18 protein-coding genes are annotated in these 18,832 nt (G+C 43.6%); 3 read left to right on the forward strand and 15 right to left on the reverse strand.

Annotation, left to right across the window (positions count from 1 at the left end; genetic code table 11):
- Positions 1–256 precede the first annotated feature (256 nt).
- The 6 genes from CE058_RS20840 to kynU all read right to left on the reverse strand — a co-directional run bounded on the left by CE058_RS20840 (position 257) and on the right by kynU (position 6,974).
- A complete protein-coding gene (locus CE058_RS20840; protein ID WP_163144925.1) occupies positions 257–844 on the reverse strand; it encodes an SAM-dependent methyltransferase in 588 nt (195 codons plus the stop codon).
- 67 nt (positions 845–911) lie between these two features.
- On the reverse strand, positions 912–1,751 hold the full coding sequence (locus tag CE058_RS20845) for an STAS domain-containing protein (protein ID WP_163144926.1): 840 nt from the start codon (positions 1,749–1,751) through the stop codon (positions 912–914).
- A 199-nt stretch (positions 1,752–1,950) separates the two neighbouring features.
- Positions 1,951–3,294, reverse strand: coding sequence for a sodium-dependent transporter (locus CE058_RS20850; RefSeq protein ID WP_163144927.1), 1,344 nt, complete (start codon positions 3,292–3,294; stop codon positions 1,951–1,953).
- A 467-nt stretch (positions 3,295–3,761) separates the two neighbouring features.
- The gene (gene kynA / locus CE058_RS20855; protein ID WP_197087645.1) at positions 3,762–4,616 is read right to left on the reverse strand and encodes a tryptophan 2,3-dioxygenase; all 855 of its coding nucleotides are present in this window, start codon (positions 4,614–4,616) and stop codon (positions 3,762–3,764) included.
- A gap of 463 nt (positions 4,617–5,079) precedes the next feature.
- The gene (gene kynB / locus CE058_RS20860) at positions 5,080–5,709 is read right to left on the reverse strand and encodes an arylformamidase (protein WP_048009509.1); all 630 of its coding nucleotides are present in this window, start codon (positions 5,707–5,709) and stop codon (positions 5,080–5,082) included.
- A complete protein-coding gene (gene kynU / locus CE058_RS20865; RefSeq protein WP_163144928.1) occupies positions 5,706–6,974 on the reverse strand; it encodes a kynureninase in 1,269 nt (422 codons plus the stop codon). Before kynU ends, kynB begins: the two co-directional genes overlap by 4 nt.
- Positions 6,975–7,088: 114 nt before the next feature.
- Here kynU and CE058_RS20870 point away from each other — a divergent pair, with 114 nt between their 5' ends.
- Complete coding sequence (locus tag CE058_RS20870) at positions 7,089–7,706, forward strand: TetR/AcrR family transcriptional regulator (RefSeq protein ID WP_163144929.1); 618 nt, start codon at positions 7,089–7,091, stop codon at positions 7,704–7,706.
- A 73-nt stretch (positions 7,707–7,779) separates the two neighbouring features.
- Here the strand turns inward: CE058_RS20870 and CE058_RS20875 are convergent, their stop codons facing one another.
- Genes CE058_RS20875 through CE058_RS20890 form a run of 4 tightly spaced genes read right to left on the reverse strand, consistent with a single transcriptional unit; the run spans position 7,780 to position 11,801 of the window.
- Complete coding sequence (locus CE058_RS20875) at positions 7,780–7,944, reverse strand: hypothetical protein (protein WP_163144930.1); 165 nt, start codon at positions 7,942–7,944, stop codon at positions 7,780–7,782.
- 1 nt (position 7,945) lies between these two features.
- Entirely contained in the window at positions 7,946–9,187 is a 1,242-nt protein-coding gene (locus CE058_RS20880; protein ID WP_163144931.1) for a Ger(x)C family spore germination protein, read from the reverse strand.
- On the reverse strand, positions 9,184–10,272 hold the full coding sequence (locus CE058_RS20885; RefSeq protein WP_163144932.1) for a GerAB/ArcD/ProY family transporter: 1,089 nt from the start codon (positions 10,270–10,272) through the stop codon (positions 9,184–9,186). Before CE058_RS20885 ends, CE058_RS20880 begins: the two co-directional genes overlap by 4 nt.
- 2 nt (positions 10,273–10,274) lie before the next feature.
- Entirely contained in the window at positions 10,275–11,801 is a 1,527-nt protein-coding gene (locus CE058_RS20890; protein WP_163144933.1) for a spore germination protein, read from the reverse strand.
- A 267-nt stretch (positions 11,802–12,068) separates the two neighbouring features.
- Between CE058_RS20890 and CE058_RS25165 the strand changes: the two genes are divergently transcribed.
- Positions 12,069–12,251, forward strand: a complete 183-nt coding sequence (locus tag CE058_RS25165; RefSeq protein WP_252220889.1) for a hypothetical protein — start codon at positions 12,069–12,071, stop codon at positions 12,249–12,251.
- A 55-nt stretch (positions 12,252–12,306) separates the two neighbouring features.
- Positions 12,307–12,588 carry a hypothetical protein gene (locus CE058_RS20900; RefSeq protein ID WP_286168104.1) on the forward strand — a complete coding sequence of 94 codons (282 nt, stop codon included), beginning with the start codon at positions 12,307–12,309 and terminating at the stop codon, positions 12,586–12,588.
- A gap of 257 nt (positions 12,589–12,845) precedes the next feature.
- Here CE058_RS20900 and CE058_RS20905 read toward each other — a convergent pair whose 3' ends face one another.
- The 5 genes from CE058_RS20905 to CE058_RS20925 form a co-directional block, all read right to left on the reverse strand.
- Complete coding sequence (locus tag CE058_RS20905) at positions 12,846–13,868, reverse strand: dipeptidase (protein WP_163144934.1); 1,023 nt, start codon at positions 13,866–13,868, stop codon at positions 12,846–12,848.
- A 96-nt stretch (positions 13,869–13,964) separates the two neighbouring features.
- Positions 13,965–15,545, reverse strand: a complete 1,581-nt coding sequence (locus CE058_RS20910) for a hydantoinase/oxoprolinase N-terminal domain-containing protein (protein ID WP_163144935.1) — start codon at positions 15,543–15,545, stop codon at positions 13,965–13,967.
- The gene (locus tag CE058_RS20915) at positions 15,545–16,639 is read right to left on the reverse strand and encodes an S-methyl thiohydantoin desulfurase family protein (protein WP_061791383.1); all 1,095 of its coding nucleotides are present in this window, start codon (positions 16,637–16,639) and stop codon (positions 15,545–15,547) included. The genes CE058_RS20910 and CE058_RS20915 overlap by 1 nt, the downstream gene beginning before the upstream one ends.
- A gap of 29 nt (positions 16,640–16,668) precedes the next feature.
- A complete protein-coding gene (locus CE058_RS20920; RefSeq protein ID WP_163144936.1) occupies positions 16,669–17,988 on the reverse strand; it encodes a purine-cytosine permease family protein in 1,320 nt (439 codons plus the stop codon).
- Between the two features lie 118 nt (positions 17,989–18,106).
- Complete coding sequence (locus CE058_RS20925) at positions 18,107–18,832, reverse strand: aspartate/glutamate racemase family protein (RefSeq protein WP_163144937.1); 726 nt, start codon at positions 18,830–18,832, stop codon at positions 18,107–18,109.

Consider the following 18,832-nt stretch of genomic DNA (forward strand, 5'->3'; position numbering starts at 1 on the left):
CCCGATTTCCTCTATTGATTCCTTAGAGTTTTGAAGTGGGGTCTTACTGCCCGTTAGACTGCGATAAAGGGTACCGCGACCCAGGGGGGCGCTCTCTCCTGCACTGCTCGTTAGCTCGACCAATCGGGCCTTTACGGGCAGTTTGCCCCCCCACTTATCCTCCTTTGATTCCTCTGAGTCTTGAAAGTGGGGGTCTTACTGCCCGTTAGACTGCGATAAAAAGAAATTCCCCCAGCCTTTTGGCAAGGGGAATTTTTCAATCAAACGTTTGATTGAAACGATAGACCAGGAATCGCTCGTTTTCATCACCCTTAAGTGCCACCTCTTTGATCAGCTCAAATGGGGTGCTGTTTTCCAGATAAAATAAATAATCCTCTGAAGGGTAGTACAGAATAATATCCATTTTGCGCGGGCTGCCTTCGGCTGAGCGGAGTATATTATTGACGACTTTCATAAAAATCTGCACCGAAAACGGATTGAAAAAGTAAAAATGAGTGTCCTGCGGAGTGATTTCATACTCCTGAGCCAGGATCTTATAAAAGCTGATTCCTGCTTTTTCCCCTTTGTACGTCCGGAGATTTTTCATTGCCTCATGGTAGAAGTCATCATTCATTTCCACACCTGCAGCGGAAGCTCGAAAGGTATGGTGTATGTAAAACGGAAGCCGGCCCTTTCCGCAGCCGAAGTCCACGAGGCGGTCACTGCTTTTCAGCGTGTATTCACTGAACAGTTTTTCCAGGCCCTCATAAGGAGTAGGTTCGTAGCGGTGATAGTGAAAGGATTTGTGAAACCCTTTTTGGTCGCCGTGTGTTTGGATATCCAGCCAGTCGTCAAAGTCCTTCATCTTGGGCTCCTTTTAAAAAATGCCTGCCGCGTTCCATTAAGGACAGCGGCAGGCAGATTTATATGTACTATTTTTTAGGTTCAATCACTAAATATTCCCGTAAGGTCTGCTGCAATGTTCCCTTTGTTTCCGCCTGGCTCTCGAACGAAACACCAGCATGGATCATTTTGCGGACAAGCTCAGCTCTAAGACCGGTAATTACTGCATCACAGCCCATCATCCTAATGCCGCTCAAAATCTTTTTGAAGTGGACAATAACATCAACTTCCATATCTGCAATTCCGGAAAGATCCATTATTAAGGTCTGGATTTTAATCGATGAGATATCCATCAGAACTTTCTCTTCAATCGTCTGAATCCGGTACGAATCAATCATGCCAATCAGCGGCAGTACAGCGACAGACGTGCTGACCGGAATAATCGGCACGGACAAATGCTCCACCAGTTTGCGCTGTGATTTAAGCATTTCATCTTTATAATCAGAATAGCTGATAAAGAAGTTATTTAAAAATTGATCGACATGATCATTGACCTCTTTTTCCATATTATAAAAATCCTCAGGCGCCTTGTCCTGCCCCTTAACTTTGTCATACTGGAACAGAAAGTGCCACAAAGTCCGCCGGATCGCCTGCACCCATTCCAGTTTAAAAGAAAGCGTCAGGGAATGCTCAGCCCAGGCAACGCCTTCCTGTCTGGCAAAAGCAATCAGTTCTTCTTCTTTATTTTCCGCAACATATAAAGCCAATCTTTCTGCATTTTTTAAAAGATCAATATTCCCTCTTTGCAGAATTTCACTGATCTTAGAGGCTACATTCACAGCCTCTGACAATAATTTTTGCTGAAAGTTCTCACGATTCGCAACAATGAATCCCGCAATATCGCTTGTTTCTTTGTAGGTTGCTTCCATTTTAAACATACGCCCCCTTGTTTTATATATTATACAATTCGTTTAAATCGAATAAAATCCTTCTCTTGAATTCGATATTGAAGTTCACTTCATTTTTATGGCAGAATCCAAAAATTATATACCCTTATTATTTTACCCATAAACCATAAATTTAAATTTTTTATGAAAAAGTAAAAAAAAGCGCCGGATAGGCGCTTCTTTAAATAACTCCTAATGTGCTCAAAAACACAACCACAATTGTAACCGGAACAACCACTTTCATCAGAATGCTCCACACTGTGTACATGGCTTGCGAAATGTCGCTGCCAACCAGAAATTCTTCTTTGACAAGCCCTTTGTCCATTCTTAAAGTAATAAACAGGGCAATCAGCAGGCAGCCCAGCGGAAGCAGGATGTTGCTGACCAGGTAGTCGGTTGCATCAAAAATATTTTTTCCGAAAATCGTGAAGTCTCCAAGCAGGCTGAATGACAGCGCAGCAGGAATCCCGGCAGCAAACATGACAATGCCGGAGATCCAGGAGATTTTTTTCCGTGAATGCTTTCCGTTCTCGATGAAGGCGGAGACGATGATTTCCAGCATGCTGAATGATGATGTCAGGGTTGCAAATAAGAATAGCAGCAGGAAAATCGCCAGGAACACTTCTCCTAATGGAATCTGTGAAAAAACTGCCGGCAGGACCATGAACAGCAGCCCCGGGCCTTCCGCCGGTTCAAATCCGAATGCAAAGACAACCGGGAAAATCGCCAACCCTGCCAGGACCGAGATGATGATGTTCATGATCACAACAGATCCGGCTGATGATGGAATGCTGACTTTCTTATCCAGGTATGAGCTGTACGTGACCATGCAGGAAAAACCGACTGCTAACGCAAAGAATGATTGTCCCAATGCATAGAGTGCCGATTCGCCTGTGATTTTACTAAAGTCCGGGTTCAGGAAGAACTTGACCCCTTCCATTGCTCCATCCAGCGTCAAAGCGCGTATAACAAGCACGATAAAAAAGATGAATAATAGCGGCATCATGTATTTGCTTGCAGCTTCAATCCCGTTTTGGATTCCGAATGTAATGACGACAATATTAATAAGAAGAAATACAGCCAGTCCCATTAGCGTCCAGCTTGGCGTTGAAGTGATCATGCCGAATAGTTCCGGATAGGCTGCACCCGGCTTGATGATTTGGCCGCCGATCGACAGAACTGTGTAAATCAGCACCCAGCCCCCAACAACCGAGTAAAAGCTCAGCAGCAGGAAGCAGCCGATCACCCCAAGCTTCCCGGTAATCGTCCACAGGCTGTTTGGAGCCAGTTTATAGTAGGCAGATACCGCTTCCTTCTGTGCGCCCCGCCCGATAATAAATTCTGAAATGAGCATCGGCAGCCCCACCAGAATCGTAAATGCGATAAACATCAGCAAAAAGGCGCCCCCTCCGCTTGTTCCGGCTACGTACGGGAACTTCCAGATGGCCCCCAGGCCAATCGCCGCCCCGGCCGAGGACATAATAAAACCGAACTTAGATGACCATTGCTCTCGATTTGTACTCATAGTTTCCCCCCTGTTTAGTTTCTATTTATATAGGTTATATAGGTGGTTCGAACTCTGATTGCGGTTTTCTTGCTGGTTGTGTCTGAAGTTGATCCGGGTTCGGACTCTGACTCCCGTTTTCTCGCTGGCTGTGTCAGAAGTTGGCCCGGGTTCGGACTCTAACTCCCGTTTTCTCGCTGGCTGTGTCAAAAGTTGGCCCGGGTTCGGACTCTGACTCCCGTTTTCTCGCTGGCTGTGTCAGAAGTTGGTCCGGGTTCGGACTTCTGACCCCCGTTTTCTCGCTGGCTGCGTCAGAAGTTGGTCCGGGTTCGGACTTCTGACCCCCGTTTTCTCGCTAGCTGCGTCAAAAGTTGGTCCGGGTTCGGACTCCGCCAAAGGTTTTCTCGCTGGTTGTGTCCGATGCAACACCAAGTTCGGACTCAACCAGCGTTTTTTCCCCTGCTTCTGTCCGAAGTTACCCCGAGAGATTACAGCTCTGTACGAATATCCCAAAGCTCAGGGAAGAATCGCTGATCCAGCACTTTTTTCAGATAGCCGACACCGGATGAGCCGCCAGTGCCCATCTTGAAGCCAATGATTCTTTCGACCGTTTTCATATGGCGGAAGCGCCACTGCTGGAGCCAGTCTTCGATATCCACAAGTTTTTCCGCAAGCTCGTATAACTCCCAGTACTTTTCAGGATTTTTATACACAGTCATCCAGGCGTCGCGGACAGACTCATTTTCTTTGTAGGTTCTGGTTACATCTCTGTTCAGAATGTCTTCATCAATTGGCAATCCGGCTTTGTGAAGCGCGCGGATGGCTACATCGTAAAGGCCCGGTCTTTCGAATGCTTCTGTTAATCTGGCATGCAGCTCGGGATCTTTTTGATAGATTTTCAGGACATGCTCGGTTTTGTAGCCTAACGCAAATTCTACCATACGATACTGGTAGGATTGAAAGCCAGATGCCTGGCCAAGGGAATCACGGAACTCCATATATTCGGAAGGTGTCAGGGTGGACAGCACATCCCATGCCTGAATAATCTGCGATTGCGTCTTTGAAACGCGTGACAATCTTTTCTGTGCTGTGGATAAATCATTGTTTTCAATTGATTCGATGGCTGCGCCCATTTCGTGAAGAATCAGCTTCATCCACAGCTCGCTCACCTGGTGGATTACGATGAACAGCATCTCATCATGATGGCCGGAAAGCCTGTTTTGCGCGGATAGGATTTTATCAAGCTGAAGGTATTCACCGTATGTCATGTTATTAGTAAAGTCTGTATGAATGCTTTTTTCAGAGGTTGTTGCGTTTACGTCCTGGTGTTTTTCGTTGATCATGTTGGTTCCTCCTTGGGATTGGTTCTTATCGTTCTCGATTCGGCCGGTATATCAGCAGCTGACCGATATATCTGGAAAGTGACTGATATATTGAAAATATGACCGATATTGTTATGTGATTGACCGATATATTATTTTTTTGCCGATATACCCGCTGCTGCTTGCAGCCGAACTTCAATTGGCCGGTAAATCCCGCAATTTGGCCGGTATTTTATTGAAATTGGCCGGTAAATGTAACAGTTTGGCCGGTATTTCTTTAAAATCGGCCGGTAAAGGCTATCTCTGATGGCTCTGCTGTTCCTGCAAGGCAAAAATTTAGCAATTTGCCGATAAACCTGGCCGTTCGGCCGTTAAAAATGTTAGTTTGGCGTTAAATTTCCGTATTGGCTGTTAAATACAGGATTTGGCCGTTAAATTTAAATTTCCGTATCGGCCGATAAATTCAGGATTTTGCATTCCCCGCTTAAATCGGGCGAATAACCGCCCGCACCGGGCTCCCGTCTCCGTCTTTGATCGGGAGCGGCAAAGCAATTAGTTCATAATTTCCTTCTTCTACCTCATCCAGCATGATATTTTCCAGTATATGAATGCCATTCCGATATAAGGCATGATGCGTTTCCATCTCTTTGCTGTCGAGCTGATCGACAGATGGCACATCCACTCCGAGCAGGCGCACCCTTTTGCTGCCAAGGTAGTCTGCCATATCCGCGGTCAGTTCAGGGATCCGATTCGGAAACACTTCCGAATCATTCGGAACCGAGGTCCTAAGGAGCACACGTTCTGTGCCTTCGAGATCAAACTTTTTCAGAACCTCCGAATCCACCTTTTCATACCCAGATACATCGATCACCCTCGCTGGCCCGATATACAGCTCAATGTCCAGATCCAGAATCTTTTCGCCTTCATCATTAAAATGGAACGGCGCATCGACATGGGTGCCGGTATGCAGGCTTGTCGTAATCCGGCCGATATTGACAGAGCCGGTTTGTTCTTTTGTAAAAGCCGTTTCATAGCTGAACGGGGTATCTCCGGGCCAGTGGGCGATGCTATTAGTCAGCGGCTGTGATATATCGATCCATCCCTTTTTCGTCATGCTACGACTCCCCGCTTATTTTCGAATTGCTTATATTTTTCCTCTTCCATGATGCCTTTTAAAATTTGTACGGTTTTCCACACATCTTCAAACGTGTTGTATAGTGCAACCGGCGCCAGCCGGATACCATTTGGCGCGCGAAAATCCGGGATGACTCCCTCAACCTTCAGCGCCTTGCAGATTCTTGCTGCTTCAGGGTGCTCCAGATAAATATGGCCGCCCCGCTTCTTTTCATCAAGCGGATTGCGCAGGACAAGACCATGTCCTTCAAGCTCATGCTGAATCAGCTCGATCATATAGCCTGTCAGCTGAAGAGACTTTTCACGGATTCGTTCCATACCGACTTCATTAAACATGCTTAGTGAGCCAATAATTGGCGCCATGCTGAAAATATTCGGCGTACCGATCTGGTAAGCCCCCGCATCCTCAGCCGCAGTCAGCACATGTTCCATATCAAACTGCTTATCCTTGCGGGAGCTGAACCAGCCGGAAAGTCCCGGAACCTTTCCAAAGTGGCGCTTGTTCACAAACAGCCCGCCCGTTGAGCCTGGACCACCATTCAGATGCTTATAGTTGCACCAGAACGCGAAATCGACATTCCAATCACTTAGGGAATGGGGGACAGATCCAACCGAATGGCATAGATCAAAGCCGATTTCAATCCCGCGTTTATGCGCCTCAGCAGTCAAATACTCCATATCCAGCACCTGGCCGCTACGGTATAAAACACCAGGCAGGACAATCAGCGCGATTTCATCCGTCATGGCCGCGACAATGTCTTCTTCCCTCAATGTATGACCATCCGCGCTTTTCACCCGGACAAGATGCTCATCGGGATCAAAGCCCTTCAGCTTCACCTGGCTTTGCAGCGCGTAAATATCACTTGGAAAATTGAGCTCGTCTGCCAGTATCTTTGTTCTTTTTCCTTCCGGATTATAAAAAGTGGAGACAAGCTGGTGAAGGTTAACAGTTGTGGAACCGCTTACAACTACTTCCTCCGGATTTGCCCCTACGATTGGCGCCAGCTCTCTACCCAGTTTTTCAGATAGATAGAACCAGGGATTATCCCCTTCTGTCCAGCCGTCAATGGCATGGTGTTTCCAGGATTCAAGCAGGTCAAGGAGTGATTTCTCCGCACGTTTTGAAAGCAGGCCAAGTGAATTGCCATCCAGATAAATTCCATCTTCTTTTATATAAAACTCTTCCCGGCAGGACAGGTCATTTTGTTCATCAAGTCTGACTGCATACTCTTTTGTGGTATCCATATATTTCCAACCTTTCAGAATATTTATTATTTACGAAAATTATATTGTTTGATTGACACTATGTCAATGATATAATGTCAGTAATAGTAGAAAATATAAAAAGGAATGAAATAGATGAAAAATTCCATAGATCAATTGCCTGCGAGACAGCAGCAGGCCCTGAAAACACGCCAAAAGCTTCTCCAGGCCGGAAAAGAAGTTTTTCTCGAAAACGGCTTTCAAAAAGCGACCATCTCCCAAGTAATCAAAAAAGCAAAAACAGGCTACGGCACGGCGTACGTCTATTTTAAAAATAAAGACGAGCTTTTCATTACATTAATGGAGGATCTCATGAACCAGTTTTACGAAGTGGCAGAGATGCCCTTTAAGCCGCAGGCCAAAGAAGAGGCCTATGAAAATATTAAAAAGCAGGTGAGGCTGTTCCTGCAGCTGGCTTTGGATGAGCGGGACATGATGAAGGTCGTAAAAGAGGCAATCGGCGTCTCTCCTGAGATAGAGGAAAAATGGTATGGAATCCGTGAACGCTTTATCGAACGGATTTCAGTAGACATCCGCTACGCTCAGTCACAAAAGCTTGCCAAAGAGAACCTTAACCCGGCCCTCACCGCGAGAGGCTGGTTTTATTCGAATGAGATGTTCATGTGGGAGCTGGTGATGAATCAGGAAAAGTATCAGATAAATGATGTGATTGTGAATCTGACCAGAATGTATACGGGGGGATTATATGAATAATTTAATACCACAAATAAGGTGCCTGCCCAGGGATTTCCTTTGGCCATGCACCTTAATGGTTTATTTAAATTCGCTAGCCTGAGTTTAATACTGAAAAAAAAGGCGTAACGGCTATGGCCAGCGCTAAAATAAACACGGCAATGGAACCCGCCTTATTCTTATTTCGCCAAAGTTTCAAGGCAAAACCAGCTGTATACATAAAAACCATGATCATGATTCCCCACGCTAATGCGTTCAATTCAATCCCTCATTTGCTCCAAACTCGGCAATTCACTTTGTCTGCCAAATTCTCCAAATTTGATTTTTACAGATACATTAACCTTCATATTCGGATAAGATTTCATCCAGTCGAACTTTTCGTATTCTGGAATCGTTGAGAACTGTCTTCTGGCAATCAGTGACCAGCCGAATGGCTCTCCTTTAAATTCCTCTTGTGTTTTAGCAACGAGATCATTCATTTTTTGTGTGATTCTTTCCTCTATATATTGTTTTAAATGGCTCCTTTTCCCGCTATGTTTAGCATAGTTAACCATGCTATGATCCGACAATATTTCCATATAAAGCGGGACCGTCACATCAATGACCGGTTCTCCATTTTTCAGATTCATTTTTACATCATTCGCTTCTTTCTGTATAATTCTTGCTGCAATTCGGTATCTTTCGTCAAAAGGGTCTGGAAAGGAGGTTAAGATGTCCGACATGCTTATGGTATTATTTAAAAGGCCCGAAAGCCGTGTTTCCTCACCTGTAAGCCGTCCAATCATTCTTCCTTCTTTAAAAACAGCCGCCCCTATAAATTGGGTTTTATTTGTTTCTCCTTCGGTTTGAAGTCCGCCTGCAAAAAATTGCTCCTTCTGCTTCCCCTCTTTTTCTTCCTCAACAGACCCGTATATAGCCAAGAAGAGATCAGCGTCTGCTTCAGCAATCCTAAAAAATCTATGCAGATCTGAATCTGGTATAAAACCGGTTTGGATCCCGTGTTCTAATATTAGGTTAAAGTATTTATGAATTCGAGTTTCCAATTTAGGGTCATTTTCATTTATAAACTTACTGGCTTCTTCTTTGGTTACGATCAGAGTAATGTTTCGTTTAATCTCCCTGTCTTTTGTGGCATCATATATCCACCTGATAAAGTCCCCGCTTTTAGCGAAATCTTCAGAGACGATCATGACACTCAATAGATCATAGACGATATCTTTTGCAATAGTAGTGTTTGCCAGATTCTTTGATGTGATCATGTCATTTGTTTGAAAGGATATGACTTCCCGGGGCGGTTCATCAGATCCTCCCTGCTGTTTGGATAATTCAGGGTTTGAAATGAGATAAGTTATTTTAATTTCATCCTCTTTTTCCCCTTTATCCAGGCCCATGGCAACTACATAGGCTCTTTTGTCTATACTTATTTGATCCCAGCAGCCGCTTAGCAGAAAAATCATCACCAATAAACACAGATATTTACATAAATGCACATATTTTTTCATTTCTTTAGGTCCCCTTTTAATTTTGCCGTAATCCATAATACAAAGGGCAGCACTAAAAAGAATGGAGTAATAAGGTGCAGGAAATTCTGCCTCAGATTAAAGATCGTAAAAGTTGGGGTTTCCGGCATCATCCCAATGAAAACAACTAAAGTCGCAAGCGTCGGGATGATATATTCAAATTGTTTAATGTTGAATAGACCTCCAAACAGCAAGGCACATAAATACAAATACACGGCAAAGCGAACAAAAGTGGACAGCAGCCAGAAAGGGAAGATGAACATCTCTACATTGGTCAGAAACCCGAATTGAATATACCGAATGGCTTCATGAAAAGGATAATTCATCATTTTTACAGCGATATAATCAAATACCAGCACAAAGCCAAATAGGGCAAAAGAAAGTTCCAGAATAACAAAAATAAGCCCCAGCCGTTTCCATTTTTTATAGTCCTTTGAACTTTTTATTAATGGCGCGATCAGACTGAAATAAACAAAGTCGGCAAAAAGAGAGGAATTTGCTGTACTCTCCTTCAAAATATCCCATTTACCTGGCCCCAAAATTGGAAATATAAAATCGATTTCCCCTTGAATACAGATCATTATCAACGCAGCAAAAGCGGAAATTTTGATCAAGAGTAATACAGACCAGGCGAATGACCCAATATGCTCAAGTCCCTTTTTTGCCCCATACGCGGATACAGCCATTAATATGATATAAATAATTAGAGCGGGTGTTTTCGTAAAATACATGGTTCCAATTATGTCTGTATAAATCGCTGTATCAATAATAATTGCGTAGGATTGGATGACCCATAATAAAAACAGGATGATAAATCCCATGTATTTTCCAAACAGGTTTTTAATAATATCGACTAAACTTTTGCCTTCATACAACGAAATGACTTTTACCAGAAGATAGAGAGGGATGATCCATACCATTCCCATTATCATTGGTGCCATCCAGGCAGCATTGCCTAATCTTTCATATAAAATGGCAGGGGTATCGTCAGCCAGTTTTGTCCCAACGGTCAGGATAATGATAGCTATAAATTCCCTTCCGCCTATTTTTCCCTCTATTTTCTCCATATTCATTCTCCTGATTTTTTCTGTAAGTCTTCCGGCTTAAGGTAATCTGGCCGAAATATTTCCTTTCGTATCAGCCTTCTAAAAACGGTATCCTTAGATGATGTATAGGCAGGTGTCATTGGAGCTAAGTAAGGAACACCAAAGGATTTAATGGAAACCATATAAAACAGCCCAACTGAAAATGCGGCTGTCATTCCATAAAATCCGAAAGAAGCAGCTGAAAAAATAAACAGGAATCTCATTAAACGAATGGCAAAGTTCATACTTATATCTCCAATCGCAAATGAACTTAAGCCTCCCAGGGCAACCACAATGACAACGAGAGGGCTGACTATATTTGCCTGGACAGCGGCTTGCCCCAATATTAAAGCGCCTACGATTCCGATTGTTGGACCAATTGGACTGGGCACCCGCAAGCCGGCTTCCCTAATCAGTTCAAAGGCAATTTCCATCAGCAGGACTTCCACAACGGAAGGAAAAGGCACAATTTCTCTTGTCGCCGATATGGCCAATAGCAGGTCTGCCGGTATCATCTCAACATGGTAATTGGTAATGGAGATGTATATGGAAGATATAAATAACGTAATAAATACGGAAAGTATACGCAATGCCCTTGTGAAATTCCCATAGATAAAACGTAAATAGCGGTCTTCAGAGGTATGAAAAAAGGACCAGAATGTAGCCGGTAGAATTAAAGAAGCCGGTGAATTATCCATTAATAAAGCAATATAGCCGTCTTCTAAAAAAGAAGCTGCACGATCCGGCCTTTCTGTATACAAAATGGTCGGAAAAAGGGTAATGTGGCTTTCTTCCAGATATTCTTCTAAAATGGAAAGATTCTGTATAGCATCCACATCAAGTGAATTTACTTTTTCTTTAATAGTATCGAGCAGCTCTTCATTTGCCAGATCTTTTATATAAACAATAAATAGCTCGTTATTCGATCGCTTGGAGATTGTAGTCGTTTCCACTATTAAATTTTCATTCTTTATTTTCTTTCGGATTAATGAAATGTTTGTGCCTGCTTTTTCATTAAAGGCTTCCTTTGGACCTTTGATCACGACCTCATTTTCAGCTTTATCAATACCTCTGCCCTGAAAATTATTGGAACTGATAATATAGGCTTTCTGATCACCATCTACCAAAAGTGCTGTATTTCCGGTGTTTAGCTCCTTTAATAAATCCTTGATTCCTTCCACAGCAGTTAATGATTGGGCAGTAACCATATCCTTAATTTCTTTTGAAGAGTCTTTATTTAAAAGTAAAGGCTGGAGGACGTGCTCCTCAATGATCTCTGTATCCGAAATGGTGCTTATATAAAAAATGGCGGCTTTCCTGTTTAATCCGCCAATATGAAAGGTACGGACTTTTACATCCATGTTATCCGGAATAGAATAGATGGATTTTAATGTTTGGACTGTTTTATCCAGTTCAGGATCAATGTTTTTTTCCTTATGTGAATCTTCCTCTGCTGAAGACTGCTCTTTAAATGGATGATGCTTTTTAAAAAATAATCTTTGTTTTTTCATTTTCAGCTCTCCGGACTTTTCTCTCATTGTGCCACTATAAAATAGATTTATGCGTATAGAATGGGAGTTTGCCTTTAGAGAGCAAGGTCAGCTAATTAACTTTTCCCTCCTACTGCCAATGCAGTGCAATTGAAAAAAGGTGCCTCCTCCCTCAGGAAAAGGCACCTTTTTTCAATTCGAACCCGGCTCGGGTTCATTCGATGTAAACGTAATACTCCCTTTCGAAAGCTTCACAACCACATCCGAATCTCTCGCAATGTCGGGGTCATGTTACGACGATCACGCATCTGCTTTTGCCTGATCGATAAAGCTCTGCATATCGGCAGGATCATCTATGTAGTAGATGGCGCTATCGATTGTATTTTCATAACATTAATGGAGGATCTCATGAACCAGTTTTACGAAGTGGCAGAGATGCCCTTTAAGCCGCAGGCCAAAGGAGGCCTTTGAAAATATTAAGAAGCAGGTCAGACTGTTTCTGCAGCTGGCTTTGAATGAGCGGGACATGATGAAGGTCGTAAAAGAGGTAATCCGCGTCTCGCCTGAGATAGAGGAAAAATGGTATGGAATTCGCGAACGGTTCATCGAACGGATTTCAGTTGATATCCGCTACGCCCAGGCGCAAAATCTCGCCAAAGAGCACCTCGATCCAGCCCTCACCGCTAGAGGCTGGTTTTATTCCAATGAGATGTTCATGTGGGATCTGGTGATGAACAAAGAAAAGTATCAGATGGATGATGTAATTGTGAACTTGACGAGGATGTATACAGGCGGATTGTATGAATAGAGAAGAATTTTCCGCGGACAATTAGGGGCATTTACATTTATGCACCATTTTCATAGATTTGTGCATCACTTTTTCGATTTATGCTTCAGGTTTGTTCATTTATGTACCACTTTTTGATTATATGCACTACTTCCTATTCTACCGTCTGTTTTAAGAAACAAATAATGTTAGCAAAAAAGGTGCCTCTCCCAAGAACTGCAATGGGCAAAGCACCTTTTTTACAAGTCAGGTTGCATAAATATTTACTAGCTTCAGGTTTAAAATATTCTCTGAAAGTTCCGTCCCAAAATCTTTTCTATATCTTCCGTCTTGTACCCTCTATCTGCCAATCCCTTAATCAATTGACCCAGGTTTCCATGTCCGTCAATCACGTCGAACGGTTTCCGAGGCATGCTGGCTAAATCCTCTGCGGACACATATTTGAAGAAATCATCACATAAATCGAGACCTATTCCGACATGATCAATGCCAACTAGCTGAACCATATAATCAAGATGGTTAATCAGCTGGTCCAGATTACTGTTTTCGTCTTCTGCTGCGACAATGATGCTGACTGCGTTTATTCCGATAACACCGCCTTTGGAGGCAATGGCTTTCATTTGGTCATCCGTTAAATTGCGCATCGTATTCGAAAGAGCCCTCGCATTTGAATGGGAAGCAATAATAGGCTTTTTTGAAATTTCAATGACATCCCAAAAACCTTCATCATTCAAATGGGAAACATCAATCGTCATTCCCAGTTGTTCTGCTTCTTCAATTAACTGGACACCAAAAGAGGTTATGCCGCCTTTCCTGCCTTCCCGTATTGGGCTGAAATGGCTTCCATCACCGACGGCATTTCTTCTGCTCCACACCAAGCCCATGTTTCGGACACCCAATTCATAGAATATCCTTAACAGGCTTAAGTCGGTCCCAATTGGCTCTGCACCCTCAAGAGAAAGCAGGAAACCGATTTTGCCTGATTTCCGGGCCAGCAGCATGTCTTCACTATTTTTGCAGATCATTAACTTATCTGGTGATTCCTGTACTTCTTCATAAATTGCACTTACTTGATTCAAGGCTTTCCGCAAGGCCATTTCCGGCAAAAAACTGCTATCAATAAAAATAGCAGCAATGATGATATTCACGCCGCCTTGTTTAAAACGCGGCCAATAATCTGTTTCAATCACATTCCTTCTGCCGCGTTCCCTTTGAATTGCCACGTCCATCAATAAGTCGAAGTGGCCATCCATAATAAGAGCGTGATTTTTAATCTGATCTATATATGTTTCTGTATCCATTTGATCTTCCTCCATACTAAAAATTACTGTTCCACCTGTCCATCATGAGTAAAAAGCTCTAGCGATAGACTAGAGCTTTTACAATATCGGCCAATCCTACACTAACTCATTCACTTCCAGACGGGCTAAATCTCCTGCAGCTTTTACGCGAATACGGGTTGCATTGCCAGGCATGTAGGCAAGCGGAACATCTTCTATATCTACAATGACCAGACTATCAGGATCAGCACCAGCATTGATTGCTTCCGACATAGCCTTTTCTTTAGCGAGTTGAAGCGCCTTTTCTCTTCCGATTTCAGCCAGGGCATATACCTTTTCAATTTGTCCGCTGACTTGGGAAATCGCTGCTCCGATGGCATTTGCTACTCCTGAATGCTCAGGCCGAATGACCTGTGAAGCGCCTTTTAATTTTTCCGGCAGCAAAATACTTCCTCCGCCAACAAGGATGACCGGTACCGGCGCCGCACTTGTTTTCATCTTATCAATCGCTTCTTCAACAAGCTCGACCATTTTATCATAGACTTTATTCAATAATGTTTGGTCAAGATGTGCTACCTTTGAAGAATCGCCAAGATTCACTTTGCCGAGTGCTACTGCAACATCTGTGGCGGTTAACGTGTCCCCTCCAAAAATAAGGCTTTTTTCCGGCAGCCGATATCCGACGCTGTCAGGTCCAACTGTGAAGCCTCCATTTTCTTGAATTCTGATAATCGTTCCGCCGCCAAGTCCAATGGAAATCAGATCCGGCATCCGGAAATTCGTGCGGGCTCCTCCAATTTCCACAGCCAGGGAGGATTCCCTAGGGAATGACTGAACCAAAACCCCGACATCAGACGTTGTACCGCCAACATCCACAACGATAGCATCTGAGGAATCGCTTAAATAAGATGCACCGCGCAGTGAATTCGTTGGGCCGCAAGCAATTGTGAAAATCGGGTATTTCACCGCATACTCAACAGACATCAGGGTGCCATCATTTTGTCCGAAAAAGACTTTTGCCTCGATACCTTCATTTTTTAAAGCATTGATAAATCCGTCCGCAGCTGTTTTAGCAACATTGACAACAGCAGCATTCAGAATGGTTGCATTTTCCCTTTCCAGCAATCCTACTGATCCAATTTCGGATGATAAGGAAACAGAAATATCTTCTCCGAGCACTTCTTTCATGATTTCACTTGCTCTTTGCTCATGTGCTTGCGAGACTGGCGAGAAAACAGAAGTAATGGCAACAGAATCCACATTCCCTTTAATTTCCTCTGCAATTTGATATAAATGCTCTTCATCTAAAGAAACGATTTCGCGTCCATCAAATTCATGTCCTCCCCGGATCAGGTAAACATATTTTCCGAGTGCATCACGCAGGTCATCAGGCACTCCGATCAGCGGCTTAACCGCGAGGGTTGCAGGAGCACCAATACGTATTGCGGCAATTTTATTCAGTCTTTTTCTCTCAACGATTGCGTTTGTACAGTGTGTTGTTCCCAGCATGGCATATTTGATTTCTTCCCGCGGAACATTTCCATCCTGTATAATTTTTTTCATGGCTGTATAAATGCCCGTTGCCACATCTTCTGTTGTCGGTGATTTTGTTTCCGAAATGACTGTATTATCCTGATCTAAAAGCACTGCATCTGTATGGGTTCCCCCAACGTCTATTCCAATTCGATAAACACCCATTATGCTGTCACTCCTTTTTTAGCTAGTTCTTCAACAGGGACATATTCCACATCATATCCAAAATACTTTGGACCAACTGTTTCAATCCCCTTCCCTGTTCTCCATTTTGGATGGCAAGGCATTCCGATAATGACACATCTCGCACCGTATCTAATTCCCTCCGTTGTGATCGGAAGGCCAGTTTCTGCATCAAGTACCGCAATCAGGTCAGGTGTGACACAAAGCAGGCGCTGATCCGTCTGGGCAAGAAGATGTTCATTCTGGAAGCGAACCTCTAGAGTCTCGCCTTTATACTCATTGATTCCTTCGAAGGTTGCCACTCCTCTTGCAAAACCTGTTTCTGTCTTTCGATTAATGTCGCTGACTTTGCCGCGGAACAGTTCAAACCCTTTAGCCTTTTTCAGGACTTCGCTTATCGGGTCAGCATTATATTCCTTAGCCAGCCGGATCGCTCTGCCGATTTCCTCTTCAAGTTTTAAGATATTGCTAATACCGCTTTTCTTAATCTCCTTGCCGGTCATTGGATAGATGGCAATCATGGAAGAACCGCCCATTTCAATCGTTGCAGCCCGGGCAATCCTTTCTGTCCAGACATTATTGATCGTCGACAATAGTGTTGTGTTTCCTTTTTCATCTGCGATCACCATAGGAGTAGCAGAAATTCCATCCAAGTAGAATGTGACCATTTGCAGTTCAGGGAACGCTCGTCCCATCCCATCCACATCTACAACTGGAAGGCCAAGTTTGGCAGCAAGAGCCAAGGGCAGCATGGAATTCAATCCGCCAGCTTCAATTGGCATAGTTGCATAAATCTCTTTCCCTAAATACGATTCAAGGTTTTTGAAAGCTGCAGCTGCCTCCTCACCACTTGGGGCCTTTTCAAGCATAACAGTTGGCGCTCCCATCATGGCTGATGGGACAATTAATGCATCATCCGGCACCTCATCTGGATCTAAAAGTGTAATTTCCCCATATTCTTCGATCGCCTGCAATGCCATGAGCTTTCCAATGTAAGGGTCTCCCCCTCCGCCGGTTCCAAGTAAGGCGGCACCTACTGCTATATCTTCAATCTCCTGCTTGCCTAATTTTCTCATTTTTTAAAACCTCCCAATTTTCCAAAAAATTATGATGCAATATGTTCTTTAACCTCTTTATTGCCGGATATGGTTTTCATAGCTATTACACCGAGGTAATAGATGATAGCGCTTATTAACAGCGAATTAATGGATGGTATTCCTAGCGTTATATAATACCCGCCTGCAAATCCTGCAGCCCAGGCGAATAAAGTCACTGGATTTAATTTCTCCGGCTCTGATGGCAAGATGCCTTTTTCCCTGCTTTCATCAAGTGCTTTACGATATGTTTTTAACACGAAGTAATCCACCACCATAATACCGGCAATAGGAGGAATCATGATTCCAAGCAGAACGAGGAAATCCACAAATCTGTCCAGGATGCCGAGAATGGATAACAGTGTTCCGACCGCACCAATGATAAGGGTAATGAGCCCGCGATTTACTTTCACCTTGAATACGGAATCAATGATATTTGTAAATCCCAGTGAAGAAGAATATAGATTTAAGTTATTAATTTTCACGGTTGAAAAAACAACAACTGCAGCTCCAAGCCAGCCCGATGTTTGAAGCATAATGCTGACAACATCACTTGTTTTGGCTGCATGGGCCATAAGAACCGCGATCATTCCGACACCAAGCTCGCCAACAAGGGTTCCGATGGTGGTCATCCAGAACACATCCTTGCCGTTTCGGGCAAAGCGGCTGAAGTCAGGTGTGATGACTGCACCAATCATGAAGCCTCCCGCAACCATTGTTGCACCTACCCCGATGGAAAGTCCTTCTCCGGGAGGAGGAGTACTCATAAGGTTAAATATGGAGTGGTCGCTTAATACTTGGTAGATTCCCACTCCTACTACCAATAAGAAAGCTGGTACGGCAATTTTCGCCGTCATGCTCAAAAGCTTAAATCCAAATATAACCAATACCGTCACACCTAATCCCGTGATAGCAGCTGCGACTGGCAGACTCAATTTTCCATCTGTCGCCTGAACCAGTCCATTGGCAAAAACGGAGTTCTGCACACCAAACCAGCCAATTGTACAAATGGCGATGACGGCTCCGATAATGGTCGAACCGTATCTGCCGAATCCTGTCCAGCGAGACAATAGACTCGTAGAAAGCCCTTCACGCGCCCCCGCATAACCGATTAGAAAGCTTACGACCTGCAATATTACACTTCCGAGCATCATGGCCCAAAACGCCTGCCAAAAAGTCATTCCGTACCCCAAAGCAGCCCCAAGCATAAATTGAGAGAGTGTCGCCAGAGCACCAACACGGACAAGCATGATATCCCACATTGGCAAACGTGCTGACTTCGGAACTCTGGACAGAGAGTAATCGTCTCCTAACTTTGAATGATCTTCCATGAATTTCAACCTCCTGTTACATTTTTTACTCTTCTGCCTTGTATTTTTAGTCCGATTTTAAGAAGCTTCCCCTTATTTTGAGGCAAAGTAAAATGTGATATAACTAAGCTCATTTTCCTTATGAACTTTTTACTCGCTTTTTAGATGGAGGTGTCATGTAAGTCAGGCGGCTTTGTTTTACTCCCATCGAAATCAGGCTTTCAAGTAGTTTCGTAGCGGCAAACACCGGATCGATGACCGGAACATCGTACCCTTTCTGCTTTAAGCGTTCCTGCAGTTCCGCTGCCACCCCCATAAAGCCTGTACAGCCTAATACAAGTGCGTGTGCATGATCTTGCTCGATTGCTTTAATCATTTCATCGTATAATTCTCTTTTTAGCCTATCTTTATCGTGAACTTCCAAAACGGGAATATTCACATAGCGTACTGAAGCCAAATTTCCGTTTACCCCTAAAGTCTTGCTGATATTCTCAATCATTGGGACAACATTCGGAAGCACAGTTACCACTGAAAAAGATTTTGCAAGAGAGCTTGCGAACAGCATAGAGGCTTCACATGCACCCACAACCGGAATATCCAAAATCTCTCTGGCAGGCTTTACACCCGGGTCTCCGAAGCAGTCGCTAATAACGCCTTGAAACCCTTCTTCTTCTGCCTCTTTTGCTTTTTCTAAGAAATTAGGTACACATAAGGCCTCATCATATTCGCTTTCAACAGAGGCAGGACCATAATCCAGACTTGTAACTTCCACTTCAGTTGTATCGCTTGCATAGTATTTAACTTCCTCTTTAATTTCCTCATTAAAAATATCCGATGTAATAGGCATGATCACTTTGATTTTCAT

Source organism: Bacillus sp. 22-7 (genome assembly GCF_010628845.1).
Taxonomy (GTDB): domain Bacteria; phylum Bacillota; class Bacilli; order Bacillales; family Cytobacillaceae; genus Cytobacillus; species Cytobacillus firmus_B.

Bases quoted from the DNA above. Each gene is read 5' to 3' on its own strand.
- CE058_RS20910 (WP_163144935.1), bottom strand. From the start codon at position 15,545: ATGGGTGTTTATCGAATTGGAATAGACGTTGGGGGAACCCATACAGAT.
- kynB (WP_048009509.1), bottom strand. From the start codon at position 5,709: ATGACGAAAAAGGGATGGATCGATATATCACAGCCGCTGACTAATAGC.
- CE058_RS20850 (WP_163144927.1), bottom strand. From the start codon at position 3,294: ATGAGTACAAATCGAGAGCAATGGTCATCTAAGTTCGGTTTTATTATG.
- CE058_RS20885 (WP_163144932.1), bottom strand. From the start codon at position 10,272: ATGGAGAAAATAGAGGGAAAAATAGGCGGAAGGGAATTTATAGCTATC.
- CE058_RS20900 (WP_286168104.1), top strand. From the start codon at position 12,307: ATGATGAAGGTCGTAAAAGAGGTAATCCGCGTCTCGCCTGAGATAGAG.
- kynU (WP_163144928.1), bottom strand. From the start codon at position 6,974: ATGGATACCACAAAAGAGTATGCAGTCAGACTTGATGAACAAAATGAC.
- CE058_RS20840 (WP_163144925.1), bottom strand. From the start codon at position 844: ATGAAGGACTTTGACGACTGGCTGGATATCCAAACACACGGCGACCAA.
- kynA (WP_197087645.1), bottom strand. From the start codon at position 4,616: ATGATCAACGAAAAACACCAGGACGTAAACGCAACAACCTCTGAAAAA.
- CE058_RS20880 (WP_163144931.1), bottom strand. From the start codon at position 9,187: ATGAAAAAATATGTGCATTTATGTAAATATCTGTGTTTATTGGTGATG.
- CE058_RS20925 (WP_163144937.1), bottom strand. From the start codon at position 18,832: ATGAAAATCAAAGTGATCATGCCTATTACATCGGATATTTTTAATGAG.
- CE058_RS20845 (WP_163144926.1), bottom strand. From the start codon at position 1,751: ATGGAAGCAACCTACAAAGAAACAAGCGATATTGCGGGATTCATTGTT.
- CE058_RS20890 (WP_163144933.1), bottom strand. From the start codon at position 11,801: ATGAAAAAACAAAGATTATTTTTTAAAAAGCATCATCCATTTAAAGAG.
- CE058_RS20870 (WP_163144929.1), top strand. From the start codon at position 7,089: ATGAAAAATTCCATAGATCAATTGCCTGCGAGACAGCAGCAGGCCCTG.
- CE058_RS25165 (WP_252220889.1), top strand. From the start codon at position 12,069: ATGTTACGACGATCACGCATCTGCTTTTGCCTGATCGATAAAGCTCTG.
- CE058_RS20915 (WP_061791383.1), bottom strand. From the start codon at position 16,639: ATGAGAAAATTAGGCAAGCAGGAGATTGAAGATATAGCAGTAGGTGCC.
- CE058_RS20905 (WP_163144934.1), bottom strand. From the start codon at position 13,868: ATGGATACAGAAACATATATAGATCAGATTAAAAATCACGCTCTTATT.
- CE058_RS20920 (WP_163144936.1), bottom strand. From the start codon at position 17,988: ATGGAAGATCATTCAAAGTTAGGAGACGATTACTCTCTGTCCAGAGTT.